The sequence below is a fragment of the Pectobacterium wasabiae CFBP 3304 genome, assembly GCF_001742185.1.
Lineage (GTDB): Bacteria > Pseudomonadota > Gammaproteobacteria > Enterobacterales > Enterobacteriaceae > Pectobacterium > Pectobacterium wasabiae.
The window spans coordinates 1,052,790-1,066,782 of the sequence record NZ_CP015750.1 but is presented as its reverse complement, the minus strand read 5'-3'; the positions used below and the strand labels follow the sequence as shown (position 1 = coordinate 1,066,782).

The following is a 13,993-nucleotide window of genomic DNA, read 5'->3' as shown; positions in this document are numbered from 1 at the left end:
GTAATGGCAAGGTGGAGGGATGCGCAGCGCTGGTGCGGCTGGCTGGTTTTACTCTGGTGGAGTGCTTTGGCTCCGGCAAGCGCGGTGGATCATGAATTTTACCCGGGGGTCAGTGTTGCATCCGATGCGAGTTTGTATCAACGGGGGATGGGCGAACGTATTTTACTGTTTGATTCACAAGCTCATTTCCAGTTGGATGGTTCCATGCTGGTGGATGAGACCATCCAGGTGCAATCGAACGGCGAGCAGATGAAACGCGGGATATTCCGCACATTCCCGCTGGTCTGGCATCGGCAGGACGGCAGTACGTTTCGGTTGCAATACCAGATTAAGCAGGTACTGCGTGATGGTGTACCTGAGCATTATTCGCTTGAACAAGCCCACGAGGAACTGAAGGTCTTGATCGGCAGTGCCGATCGTTTGTTACCGCCCGGAATATACCGTTATCGTCTCCACTATCAGGTGAGTAACCATTTTAGCCGCTTTCCTGATTGGGATGAGCTGTATTGGAATGTCACGGGTAATGGTTGGCGTTACCCCATCGATAAAGTCCGTTTTCGTTTGTACTTACCAGAACAAGATGCGTTTCTGACGCCTGATGGTAAAGACTCCCGTTTGCGTTCGGTTGATGTGTATACGGGGTCGCTAGGCGAGAAAGGTCATCATGCTCGTATTTTAGCTGCTGGCAACATTGAGACCACTGCACCGCTGGGGATTGGGGAAGGGGTCACGGTTGCCTATACCTGGCCGCGTAGTATTTTGGCTTCAGCCCCTGCGCCACAGGAAGATTCTCTGCTGGGACATGTGCTCTCACCCACGCTGAAACGTGGGGTGCTGTGGTTTCCTCCCTTCCTGATCGTGGCTTACTACCTGTTATGGTGGCGTAAACATATAGCCGCCAGTCGTTTAACCAAACCCGCAGTCGTGCCGTTGTATAGCGTTCCCGATGGTATTTCGCCTGGCTATGTGCGTTACCTCTGTCAACGAACCTACGATAACGTGGCGTTTAGCAGTGATGTATTGGATCTGATCGCTAAGCGCGCTATCGAACTGACAAAAATTAAGCACAAGCCAAGAAAAACCCGAAGCGGTATGACGCCGGGGCGTGAGGAGCAGTGGCTAACTCGCTTGTCTGACCACGGGTCTGAAAAGCTGACGTCTGAGGATAAACAGCTCCTCAGCACGTTGTTTCCCGGCAAGACGAAAAAACTGGATATAACGGAAACCAGTATGCGTTCGGTGCCAATGCAGAAGGCGCGTAAAGCTCAGGAAGCGCATTATGAAAAAACGCATCCGACGCTGTTTTTATCTATCGCGGGAGCGGTGAAAGTGGGGGTTGCGCTAAGCTTGTTGGTTCCGGTGTTGTACGGCTTGTTCTTCAACCTCTGGACGGCGGTGAGCTCGGTGATCTGTATGCCTTTCCTGCTGTTCAGCACGATGCTGTGTCTACAGCTACTGAAATATGCACGCTATTCCGCGCTGCTAAAGAATAGCGAGAAAAGCAAGGCATTGCTCTTTCTGGCCGTGGCGGGCTTTCTCTTTACACTGCCTTTTGGCCTCGCATTATTTCGCCTACTGACATCGTCTCAACTGCCAGATGACTACCAGGGTGCCTTATCGGTAAGCCTGTTACTGTGTTTGGGGTTCTTCTGCATTGTGCCGCGTCATACCCAGAAAGGGCTGAACGGCTTGGCCGTAGCTAAAGGAATGATCCTGTATCTTCGCGCCGCCGAAGAGCGTCGTTATGAAACGCTGTACCCGCCCGACAAGCTGGTCGAGCATTTTGAACGTATGTTGCCTTATGCGCTGGCGTTGGGCGTGGGGGAAACCTGGGCTAATACGTTTGCTCAATACCTGAAGCACCATCAGATGGTCTCTGGCGTATTCTCTAGTACGCAGTGGGATGGTCTTTCCCAGTTCAACAGTGCGTGTAGTTCCTCGTCGAGGACGGTGTCGAATACCGGCTCTGGCAGGGGCGGCGGCGGTAGCTCCAGTGGATCAGGCTCTTCCGGGCGCGGATCGTCGGGGGGCGGTTCCGGCGGTGGCGGCGGCGGCGGTTGGTAAACATCATCAAGTACCGTGCTTTGGGGCAACATGTTATCAGCGATGAACAAGGAAAAAGAGAAAAATGACGGGCGGGCATGCAAACAAAACTGAGGTATCACCACAACACGAACTGCCCATGCGGGATGAATCGCTTACGGTAATCAACGAATGGTTTGATGCGCAGGAGAGAAGAATCGGTGGTGATAAAATCGTATCGCGAACCACGCTGCAAGCGGGCATCCATAATGATGTGATATTGGATTATGTGCCGGGTCGTTCGTCGATATCCTCTGAGTCGAGGCGTGAGGCCGATGGGCTGTCTCCCGGTCGTCGAAAAGGGGCATTGAGCATCGCGCAGGTACAGGAGGAGGTAGTGCCGGCGCTGGCTCAGGCCATTGCCCAGTGGGTAGAGAAACTGGCAGAGAGTGCGGTGATTGACTATCGGTTTTGCTTTCGTGCCATATTCCCGACGACGGATGCTCGCCTGCTGGTTACGCTGTTTACGTTTACCGATGAGGCGAAAAAACAGTGGCTACTTGAGTCTATTCACGCCTATATCGATCGGCATCTTACGCATGGCAGCACGCCGACTGAACAGCGACAAACTTTCTTTCTGGCTCGTCACCTGCTTGATGTCCAGCTCTTTCCCTCGCAGGATATCCACTGGATCATCACTCAGTTTGAACACATTCAGCAACGAAACGTCGGACATGAGGAATTGTTGGAGCATCGGCGCACCATTATTTATGCATTAAGAACGTGGGTAGAACAGCAATTTCTGCTGCGGTATTGCGATGTGTCCCCGCCTGAGCATTTTTCCGAACCGGAAATCTATACCCTCAAGCCCGAAATGGCCGTAGAGGTACAGGATCCGCAGGGACTTCACCCCATAGAGCTGGTGCTCTATACCGCAATCATGATCCTGCGTTATGAACCCTCTTATAGTAAGTCCCGGGCTCTGAAATACCTGAATATTGCGAAGCAGTTGGGCTATCCGCGTGCGGCAAGCATTATGGAAGAGGGAAGCGGTGCGTTTGAGCATGCGCAGATTAACCTGAAGAACGAATGGGTGGAATGCGTGGCGAATGATGTGTTTTCTACCATCACGGTTCGTATTCGTCAGGAAAGCGCCGAAGCGTATGAGCAGGCGTTGCTTTTCATTACGCGTTTACTGACGCTCGGTTTTCCAAAGAGCTACAAGATCGCCCTGAAATCGTCAGTAAGACAGTACCTTCCGATCAAAGGGCTGGCAAAATCAGATACCCATCGTTTTTTTGCTAACGCGTCGCAATATGCATCGAGCTATCCACTTCTTGAAGATTATGCTCGTGCTGCAATCGAAGAATTTGAATGGTACGCTGATTCGGAAGATGAGAAGTGCTGCATGCCGGGAAGCTATGCGGTGTTTGGGCTAGGTCTGACTGATGCTGGGTATTTTCCACTCGTAAAAGAGTATATGGAAAGCGTGGATGACGGGCACCAATCGGTACAAGATGCCTTCATTCGCGCGTTTTTCGATAAGCATGGCGTGATGGTACAGAACGTAGCGACACTGGTTGCCTGCCTGAGCCATGCGACGGAAAGCCTAAAGCTGAATGTGTTACCTGCGCTAGAGGACGATGCACTGTTCGAACTGCTGGTTGAAGAGGTGCGGAGGAGGGAACCTGCCGTGATCGAACATATTTTGTACCTCATCTGGGGAAATGACAAAAAGCTTGCTGCTCTGGTGAAAAAATCGGAAGCGAAGCGCGGCGCTCTGCTGACGTCGCTCATTCAGGCTTCTGCCTAATCCTAAAGGTAATGACGACAATAATCGGGTTGACGCTGTGGGTGGCTCAACCCTGCTAAGGAACGTGTTATGACCGCTATTCTGCTGCTGGACTCGCGTGCTGATGAAATCGGCCCTGTCTTAAATCATGGGGCACCGGATCTTGAACTGGTGCTTTCAAATGGTACAGCGGAGCAGGCCACGAGCTGTCCGATTTGGCTGGGTGAACCCGATACCGCAGCGGCATTGCTGGCTCAGGGAGCCAAACCGAAGTGGCTACAGTCTACCTGGGCAGGGTTCAAGCCGCTGTTGGCCGATGGGTTACCGCGTGATTACCGTCTAAGCCGCGCCGTGGGCGTGTTTGGGCAGCCGATAGCGGAATATGTGATTGCCTATATGCTCAGACACGAACTGCGTCTGGGGGAGCGGCAAATCAGTCAGGAAGAACGGCGATGGGATCACCGCCTGCCGGGGTCGTTAGCGGATAAAAACGTGCTGATCGTCGGCGCGGGAGAAATCGGCTGTGAAGTTGCCGGTTTTCTACGGCCTTTTGGCGTCGTGCTATACGGCATTGTCAGTACACCAAGGCATCGACCTGATTTTAAACGGGTCATGAGCCTTGCGGAACTGCCCACCGCGATACCAGAGGCCGATTACGTCATCAACCTGTTGCCAGATACGTTGGCGACTACCGATATCTATGATGCCAATCTGTTTGCAGCCATGAAGCCTTCGGCGCTGTTTATTAATGTCGGGCGCGGTAGCGCTGTGGTAGATGATGACCTGCGGGCCGCGCTATGCGATGCACAGATTGCAGGTGCGGTGCTGGATGTTTTTAGGCAAGAACCATTACCGTACAGCCATCCGTTCTGGAATACGCCGAATCTGACGGTGACGGCACATATTGCCGGGCCGATGGTGCCGGGGCTGATGGGGAGATTATTTTTGGATAATCTCGCGCGTTTTCATGCTGATAATACGCTGCGTGGCGAGGTGGATTTTAGTCGCGAGTATTAAGTGGTTGAGTGAATCATGCTGATGTTTAATGGGTTTTCTGCCAACGACGCGCCATTGTTCATCATGCTCGCAAATAGCCGATTGAAACTGAACTTGTACTGCAAGGTTTTTCAGTGAAAAGGGCTTGCCACGCTAAGTTGATTGGTACATAATGCTGACCGTTGAATCGCTAAGTTGTTAAATAATGATTAAATTCATTAGGTTACATGCGATTTGGCAAGGTTTTATTTATTCTGGTTTCAGCGTGGTTTGCTGGAAATAAAGGATAATAAATCCGATCCTATGCGGGAATAGCTCAGTTGGTAGAGCACGACCTTGCCAAGGTCGGGGTCGCGAGTTCGAGTCTCGTTTCCCGCTCCAATGTTTTTCATCCTCTCTTTTAATTTCCTTTCTTTAGTCTGACTTTGGCTTTTGTAAAGCACCTTGTTCGATATTACGCGGTAAAAGCAAATCGAACAGACTGTTCAGTGGATTCGCATTTTTTCCTGATTCACCGGTTACAAAGTTGTAGTCCATTGCTATCAGATGGTTGAGTCGAGATTCGTAGTTGGCGGGAGCCTGTACCTGTTCGATTAGCGGTAAGTCTTCATAGTGTTTCAGAACGAGCTTAAAGAATTCTGTTTGTTTAAACTCCCCTGCGTTCCATTCTTGTTTGCTTTTTGCTACCACCCAATGGCTCCAGGCGCTTTCCTGTTCGTTTGATTCATGCAATGCCGCCCTGCGCTCGTTGACGGTAAAGGTATTGCTGTCGTCATAAATAATGAGCGCGAGCTGATCGCGAGATAGCCCTTTAAAGGGGTTCGTACCGCGGCCATTAGCGAAATTATTAGCCTGTTTGGCACGAGCAAGCCATTCGGGATCGTCAGTGGCGGGTAATTCTTCAGCTAGCACTTTGCGGTTGCTTTCATAGCTGCTACCAGCGAGCTCCTCAATAACGGAATGTGCATACGACGCCAGTTCACTACGGCTATGACTGGTATCCCTCGCTTCTGCACGTGCTGCTGCATCACTCAACTGACGTGCCAGAGACGAGACGTTACTTTTGTCTTTTATTGCTGACTCACTTGATGGTACAGACGATGCTGTTTTGTTTGGTGTCTCGCTGGTTGCCGCCGACGAGTTGGTTTTCACCGTGTCTCTGACATCAATGCTTTTTGCGGTGGAAAGGTTATTCAGATTAATCATCTTCAATTAATTTCCAATATGGCTGTGTATACGAAATCGGCAATGTTTTTAAATTACTTTAATTCTTTGTGGTTATTTTGACATGGACTTTGGGTTTGATATTGATATATCCGTAATCATTGAAGATGTTTTATTTATGTGGTGAAGAGAGTGGTCTCTGTCTGCCGAACAGCCAGAATTTGCACGCGATGTAGACTCGCTGACGATGCGAATTCACGATCGGTTTTTTAGGTGGTTAAATTCGCATATTGAGATTTATTAGATGCAGGCGGTGTAATCGTTTCTACCGCCTGCATACTCGTGATATTTCAAGTTACTGTGTGTTGTTCAACAGGTTAATGTTTTTTCCTGAAACTCGAATTAATAAAAACATATCTGTCGTTATTTCTTAGAAACGGACATTCAGTTTCAGGTGAGCAGCATTGTCGGTAACGCCGCCACCGAATTGACCACCGTAGGATAATGACAGGTTCGCATTATCGGTTAGTTTTTTGCCGATGCCCGCTTCAACGCGTATGCTATTTTCCGCCAGCGGTGTTCCCGTCACGTTATAGTCAGCAGCCCCAATGAAGTGCAGACGCGCCGTGGGGTCGATATCGCCAAAAGCATGTCGCCAGCCGACGCTGCCATTCACTGTCCATGCGCGTTCTTGCGTGCCGAAGTTGCGCTCCAGACGCAGGCCGAGAGTAGAAAAGGTGGTATCCATTTTGAGCGCTTCCCCGCCTAATGCGGCAGCACCACCAGCTTCGCTGAAACTGTCTATTTTACTGGCGACGTGCGCTAATCTGGCGAAAGGCTCTACAGCAACCACGCTAGCATCGAATTTCATACGTGCCTCACCAAATACCTGGAGAGTACGGGCATCCAGATCCGCTGACAATTTCTCGTTCAGGGAACCGACGGTGACGTCGCGCTGCGCTGCGATATCGCCCCAGCTTCCCACTGTACCGAAGGTCAATCCCAGCCGGTTATACGTGTAATTGGCATAAGCACCTAACTGGTAGTTGTCGACATCCGCGGAGAAACGACGCCCATTTACGTCAAAATCACCCTTATCGGCTCCGGCAAAAATACCGAGCGTCATGTTGTCGGACAGCGCGCCGTCAATGCCGAGCAGAAAACCATTGCTGCGATAGTCAGTATCGGCAGTGCCGTTAGCGCCATTCGCATCATGGCGGCCGCCATAAACATTGAGCCAGACGTTATTATCGTGTGTGGCACGAGCATGTTCCGTAACCGTATCGCTGACCGTCAATGCACCGCGTGTCATGGCACCAGCCAGCGAGGCATAGCCTTCACCCGATAACGCGTCAAAGGCGTTCTGTGGTGCGCCTCGGTCGAGCATCGCTACTGCGTTATAAACGGCATTGCCAGTCCCTAAAGACTCTACCGCATTGGCGGTGGCTGACTGGTTGGCCGTGGTAGCGACTGACGCAAATGTGATGTCATTACGTGCGAGCTGCATTGTCACCGTATTAGCGGTGTAGCCCAGATTGGCATCGAGGAAGGCATAGCGACTCGTTACTGCGCCGAAGGTGCCGGATATGCCATTGTCTGCCGTTAGAATGGTATAGGTTGAAGCGATGCGATAATCCCCATTCTCGCCGACATGTAGCACAGAAGCGTCGCCCAGTGTGGCCGTCCCTGTTACTGCGATCAGGTCGCTTTCGGTCGTCTCTGGATTCACTTCGACTTCATAAATAGCCCCATTGGTTAACGTTAGATCGCCGTTCACTCTTAGTGTGCCAATCGAGTTACCGGGTGCCAGCGTACTGCCGCTGGCGACGGTCAGACTGCCTATCGTACCGCTGCCCGCAACGGTTGCGCCATCGGCCACAACGATTGAGCCGCCCAGTGAACCGTTAATTGCCAATCTGCCGTTTGTCACCTGCGTTATGCCGGTAAAGGAAGACCCATTACCCGTATAGGTCAGCTTAGCGGCCCCGTCTTTACGCAGAGTCCCGTTACCTGAAATGTCATTCGCGAGCGTGTCGTCGGTATTGATGTCAAAAGCCAACGTCGCATTGTTGACGATAGCGCCAGTGCCGAAAGCCCGACCATGAGTACCAACCAGCGTCCCATCTGATACGGTTGTCCCACCACTCCAGCTATTACGTCCTGCGAGTGTAAGCTGCCCGCTACCTGATTTGGTCAAGGAGCCTGCGCCTGTGATGTCGTTTAGCCACAGATCGGCGGCAGATAAGCCCCCATCTGCGGCGTTCATCACGACCGCAACATTGCTGTTGAACGCGCCATAGCCATTTGCTGCTTTGAAGAGATTCAAACGATCGTAACCCATGCCGTTATCCATCACGCCGCCTGATGCATTCGACGTAGTTGCCAGAACGTCGCGTTGTTGGGCTACGGTGAGGTAGGGGTAGCGTGTTTCGATCAGCACTTCGGCGTTTTGTGGAACAATGGCGGCGGCATGGGTGTCGCCGATAGGTGTGAAGGCGTTTTCGAATGTGTATTTAGCGTATAGGGCTTTATCGATCTGATACTGAGCGTAAGCTGCCTCGGTACTCCTGCCGCTGGTATAGCATGCGGTGATGGTGCCTCCGCATTGTCCCGCGAAGAACGCCTGTGCCTGAGCGTAGGCTTCTGCACGCAGCGTTGGGTTGGCGATGAGATCCTGAATAGCATAATAGGTCGCGTGCATTCGGCCGCCTATCACATCCAGCGGTGAGTGAATGCCTGTCACGACGCGGCTGTAGCCAATTTCGCCAGCTCGTAGGATCAGATCTGAATATTGCTGTGGAACCGCGTATGCGAGACCGAAAGCGGAAAGATAGCCTGCGTTGGTGTGTCCGCTAGGAAACCCGCCATCACCGTTTCCCGTTGCCGGCACGCGGGCAACAAGAGAGCGTTGCAGTACCCAGCTTAGATCTTCACCGTCCATCGTTTGGCGGAAGGGGCGCGGATAGTTGTAGTTGTTTTTGGCCGGAGTGGTGGAGGCTGGGTAGCGGACGGCGCTGACAAGTTCGACGACCTTGCCCAGCCCGCTGGCGGCTGACCCAAGGCCGTTGCCGCCATCACTCACTCGGCTGCTGTATGCGCGGTCTGGAATACCGTCTACCGTTGTGAAAGCGCCTGTTTCCGCTTTTAAGATACTGGCTAACGGGCCAAGGCCAGCGATGACAGCGTAATTGGCATCTTGAGCATCGAATTCAAAAGCCGAGATTTCTTGTGCCTGAGTGCGCGAACGGGCGATATCAATCACCGTTTGGATATTTTGCCGCAGTACGATCTCGCCAAGCGTAGTGGGTATGCCGTTATTCCAGGCTGTACCCGCAGTCCAGAATTTGTTAAACCCTGAGAGAACATCAATTGCAGAGGCCGGTTCTGCCTCTGCGGCAGAGGCACCAAACGGTATCAATGAGGCTATTGCCGTAGCCAAAAGCGCTTTAGTGGGGAATGCCATGTGTATTATTCCTTTATTTTTCTACGCGTTATGAAATTTCGGGCGGCAGTGTAGCGATTACAAATGACTAAACGGTGACGTTGATATGAACATTAAAAATGGGAGGGTAGTGACGAGCGTGATAAACCATCGCAGAGACACATATTCACTCATATTGCAGACGTTCGGTGCTACAGTAAGCCGCTCATTTATTCGTATCGACAAAAGGATTTGCTATGCCTGCTAGTTCCCCATCGTTAAGGTCTTATCTGGTTATTGGCCTGCTTCAGGGGCTGTTATTTGTCACCGCGTTGGAAATGAAAGAAAGCATTTTTCAGACGTTATTGATAACGATGGCAGCGGTTGGCGGAATCAGTCTGCAATTGCTGGAACGTACTCTCTTTTTGAAAAAAACGTGGCTATTGGTCAGTGGGTTGACTGTGCTGATGACGGCGATCAGCGGCTGGGTTCTCTATGACAGTGGGCGATTCCTGCCGTCTGCTTCCTGGGTACTGTGCAGCATCCTCCTCGGTTATATCTGCTGTACTTTCATTCGCTGTTGGCCAACCGGTGAAAGGCGATGGCCATCCTATGACGCGCTCTGCAAACACGCCTGGGGCCATATTTTTACCGTGCTGTTGGCCTGGTTCGTCGTTCTGGTGGTCGTGTTGCTGCTCGTATTATGCGGCATGCTATTCAACATGTTGGGTTTCCCGCAGGTTAATAACGTATTCAGTCATTATCGGTTCTATATGCTGCTCTTACCGGTGGTGTTTTCTGTTGGCATATATATCGGAATGACCAAAGAAGCGGTTGTCGGACTACTGCGGGGGATTTTACTATCGGCTTGCCGTTTCCTGCTGCCGTTTAGTGCACTAATCACGGTGATTTTCACCCTGACGCTGCCTTTTAGCGGCTTGGAACCGATATGGAATACGGGTCGTTCTACCGTCATTCTTCTATGTCTGATGGGCGTGAACCTCTTTTTGATTAACTGCGCGTCTCAAGATGATAACGAAGGGCGTGTTTATCCGACGGTGTTACGCGGGCTGGTTAGTGCCAGCGTGCTGTGCCTGCCGGTTTTGATCGCATTGGCAGGCTATTCAAGCTGGTTGCGCATCGAACAATACGGCCTGACACCTTTCCGTTTTCAGTCGCTCTTCGTGGTGGCGATCGCCATGCTTTACAGTCTGGCCATGCTATGGGCTGTCATCCGCCGTTCTGGAGCCTGGTTAGGAAATTTACGCACGAGTAATCCGCTGCTCGCGGTGGTCACCTGCGTTCTGATGGTGTTGTTGCATACGCCGCTGTTAAGCCCGGAAGCGTTTAGTGCGAGAAACCAGATTCAGCGCCTGCTGAGCGGGAAAACGCCGATCGATAAGTTTTCTGTGTGGCTGCTGAGCGACGAGTTAGGCACCGCAGGCAAGCAACAGCTTGCCTGGCTGACTGAAGAATTGAAGCAAGACCGAATTCTTGATGCGGCGGGGCGTCAGGCGCTGCGCGATCGGTTGCAGGGGCAGCCCTTAGAAGTTCTCCCTGTTCAGTTCGAATGGGTGGGGCCGTTGGAAGAAGGGGTCGAAGACATGCTGCAGGGCGATAATTTTGGTAATCGCTGCCGAGAAGTTGCTTGCCTGCTCTTTGCTATTGATTTGACCGGTGATGGCCATAATGAAGTGCTCGTTTTCTCCCAAGCAGGCTGGGGAGGCGGTGGGAAAATTCTCGCCCGTGATGAAAAGGGGCAGTGGCAGATTGCGGCCAGTCTATTTGGCACGTTTGAGAAGGGACAACTGATTGCACTGATTAAAGCGGGCAACGTTGAAGCGGTTACGCCACGCTTCAAGACCGTCAGGATCGGTAATGAGAATATGGAGGTCAGGTATCCCTGACTCAGCATTAGGTTAGGTATTACTTATTGATTCAATAAAGACAACGGATTGGTGATAACGATCACGTTTCTGTACTTTAGCCGCATGCGAAAACACATGAGGATAACGTGATGTCAGTAATTAATACCCAAGTTAAACCATTCAAAAACATGGCTTTCAAAGACGGCCAATTCATTGAAGTGACAGAGAATAATATCGAAGGAAAATGGAGCGTATTCTTCTTCTATCCGGCTGACTTTACGTTTGTCTGCCCGACCGAACTGGGTGATGTCGCTGACTACTACGACGAATTCCAACAGCGTGGTGTGGAAATCTACTCTGTTTCCACCGACACCCATTTCACGCACAAAGCATGGCACAGCAGTTCTGAAACCATTGGCAAAATCAAATACACCATGATCGGTGACCCAACAGGCCAACTAACGCGTAATTTTGAAAATATGCGTGAAGCTGAAGGTCTGGCCGACCGTGGTACGTTCATCGTTGACCCACAGGGCATCATTCAGGCGGTAGAAATCACGGCTGAAGGTATTGGTCGTGATGCCTCCGACCTGCTGCGCAAAGTGAAAGCCGCTCAATACGTTGCTTCTCACCCCGGTGAAGTGTGCCCAGCCAAGTGGAAAGAGGGCGAGGCCACGCTGGCACCGTCTCTGGACCTGGTTGGCAAAATCTAAGCTAATACCTCGGAAAATATGGTTGTTTTTGTCGGGTGCATTGCACCCGATTTTTCTGGTCCGGTTTTTTGGGGCCAGAACTCCGCATGACTTTGTCTTTGTACCCACTTGCCTAATTAAGGACGACCGATGCTCGACAATACGATGAAAGTCCAGTTGAAAGCCTATCTGGAAAAATTAACCAAACCTGTTGAGTTGATTGCGACTCTGGATGACTCCGCGAAATCTGCTGAAGTCAGAACCTTGCTGACTGAGATCGCCGAGCTGTCCGAACGGGTGAGTTTCATTGAAAAGAATGAGCTAGCAGTCCGTAAGCCTTCATTCCTGATTACCAATCCAGATTCCCAAAGCGGTCCGCGTTTTGCCGGTGCGCCGATGGGACATGAATTTACCTCCCTGATTCTGGCGTTATTGCAGGTGGGTGGGCATCCGTCGAAAGAAGCGAAAGAATTACTCGATCAAATCCGTAACCTTGACGGTTCATTCCACTTTGAAACGTATTATTCGCTGTCCTGCCACAACTGCCCGGACGTGGTGCAGGCGCTGAATTTAATGGTGGTGTTGAACCCAAATATCACCCATACCGCAATTGACGGCGGCGCGTTCCAGGATGAGATTCAAAGCCGTAATGTCATGGGCGTTCCCACCGTTTTCCTGAACGGCGAACACTTCAGCCAAGGGCGGACGAGCCTTGCTGAAATTGTGACTAAAATTGATACTGGCGCAGGTGCTAAACAGGTTGAGAAGCTGAACCAACGTGACGTCTATGATGTGTTAATTATCGGTAGCGGCCCGGCAGGAGCGGCAGCGGCGGTCTATTCGGCGCGTAAAGGTATTCGCACCGGGTTGGTCGGCGAACGCTTTGGTGGCCAGGTACTGGATACTGTTGATATCGAAAACTACATTTCTGTGCCGAAAACGGAAGGCGCAAAGCTGGCAACCGCGTTGAAAAGCCATGTTGATGACTATGATGTCGATGTGATCGATGCGCAGAGTGCAGAGGCTTTAATCCCTAGTAACGAACCGGGTAAACCGCACCAGGTGATTACCGTATCCGGTGCGACGCTGAAAGCGCGTAGTGTGATCATTGCGACTGGCGCACGCTGGAGAAACATGAATGTGCCCGGCGAAGAACAGTACCGGACGCGTGGCGTAACGTATTGTCCGCACTGCGATGGTCCGCTGTTTAAAGGCAAGCACGTTGCGGTGATTGGTGGCGGAAACTCTGGCGTAGAAGCGGCTATCGATCTGGCCGGCGTGGTGAAACATGTCACACTGCTTGAGTTTGCACCGGAGCTGAAAGCGGATTCGGTATTGCAGGAGAAAGTGCGTAGCCTGCCGAACGTCGACATTATTCTGAATGCGCAAACCACAGAAGTGAAAGGCGACGGACAGAAGGTAACGGGGCTGAGCTACAAAGACCGTATTACTGATACGGTACACGATTTACCGCTGGAAGGGATCTTCGTGCAAATCGGTCTGTTGCCTAACACTCACTGGCTGGAAGGTACGATCGCCAGAAACCGCATTGGTGAAATTGAGATCGATGCCAAGTGTGAAACCAGCGTGAAAGGGGTCTTTGCTGCTGGTGACTGTACGACGGTGCCGTACAAACAGATCATCATCGCGACGGGCGAAGGAGCAAAAGCGTCCTTGAGCGCCTTTGATTATCTGATTAGAACGCGTGCGTAGTATCGATCTGGGGGAGAGGGAGACATTTATCACACTTCTGTTTCTCTGACGACGATCTTAACTTTTTGCCCGGCGATGTCTCATAAAAGAGGCGTCGCCGTCATTTCGATCGTAAAAATTAGATCTCAGCCCTTGCCAAGGGACAATAAGAAATTCATAATGCTGGCCGCTCTATGCTGTGGCCTGTTTTTTTGCTGTCTTCACAACGTCGTATTTAGAGCACTAGCGTTACCTCAATTCACATCGTTTTTTATCAGTTAATACAAAAAATCATATTCTTCTTAACAGACTTATCCACAGGCTGTCTGTTGGTTATTTATTAACC

At 51.2% G+C, this 13,993-nt stretch carries 8 protein-coding genes and 1 tRNA gene; 7 read left to right on the top strand and 2 right to left on the bottom strand.

Annotated elements, in window-relative coordinates; translation table 11 throughout:
- Window positions 1-3: 3 nt before the first annotated feature.
- From A7983_RS04720 to A7983_RS04705, 4 genes are all read left to right on the top strand, one after another.
- On the top strand, window positions 4-2,064 hold the full coding sequence (locus A7983_RS04720) for a DUF2207 domain-containing protein (RefSeq protein WP_005973024.1): 2,061 nt from the start codon (window positions 4-6) through the stop codon (window positions 2,062-2,064).
- Between the two features lie 64 nt (window positions 2,065-2,128).
- The gene (locus A7983_RS04715; protein ID WP_005973026.1) at window positions 2,129-3,835 is read left to right on the top strand and encodes a DUF6138 family protein; all 1,707 of its coding nucleotides are present in this window, start codon (window positions 2,129-2,131) and stop codon (window positions 3,833-3,835) included.
- Between the two features lie 69 nt (window positions 3,836-3,904).
- Complete coding sequence (locus A7983_RS04710; RefSeq protein WP_005973029.1) at window positions 3,905-4,831, top strand: D-2-hydroxyacid dehydrogenase; 927 nt, start codon at window positions 3,905-3,907, stop codon at window positions 4,829-4,831.
- Between the two features lie 284 nt (window positions 4,832-5,115).
- A tRNA-Gly gene (locus A7983_RS04705) sits at window positions 5,116-5,191 on the top strand.
- 33 nt (window positions 5,192-5,224) lie between these two features.
- Here the strand turns inward: A7983_RS04705 and A7983_RS04700 are convergent.
- The gene (locus A7983_RS04700) at window positions 5,225-6,016 is read right to left on the bottom strand and encodes a hypothetical protein (RefSeq protein ID WP_005973031.1); all 792 of its coding nucleotides are present in this window, start codon (window positions 6,014-6,016) and stop codon (window positions 5,225-5,227) included.
- Between the two features lie 388 nt (window positions 6,017-6,404).
- Window positions 6,405-9,437 carry an autotransporter domain-containing protein gene (locus A7983_RS04695; RefSeq protein WP_005973033.1) on the bottom strand — a complete coding sequence of 1,011 codons (3,033 nt, stop codon included), beginning with the start codon at window positions 9,435-9,437 and terminating at the stop codon, window positions 6,405-6,407.
- A 215-nt stretch (window positions 9,438-9,652) separates the two neighbouring features.
- Here A7983_RS04695 and A7983_RS04690 point away from each other — a divergent pair, with 215 nt between their 5' ends.
- From A7983_RS04690 to ahpF, 3 genes are all read left to right on the top strand, one after another.
- Window positions 9,653-11,302, top strand: coding sequence for a DUF4153 domain-containing protein (locus tag A7983_RS04690; protein WP_005973035.1), 1,650 nt, complete (start codon window positions 9,653-9,655; stop codon window positions 11,300-11,302).
- A 110-nt stretch (window positions 11,303-11,412) separates the two neighbouring features.
- Entirely contained in the window at window positions 11,413-11,976 is a 564-nt protein-coding gene (gene ahpC, locus A7983_RS04685; RefSeq protein ID WP_005973038.1) for an alkyl hydroperoxide reductase subunit C, read from the top strand.
- Window positions 11,977-12,105: 129 nt separating this feature from the next.
- On the top strand, window positions 12,106-13,668 hold the full coding sequence (gene ahpF, locus A7983_RS04680; RefSeq protein WP_005973040.1) for an alkyl hydroperoxide reductase subunit F: 1,563 nt from the start codon (window positions 12,106-12,108) through the stop codon (window positions 13,666-13,668).
- The last annotated feature ends 325 nt before the right edge of the window (window positions 13,669-13,993 follow it).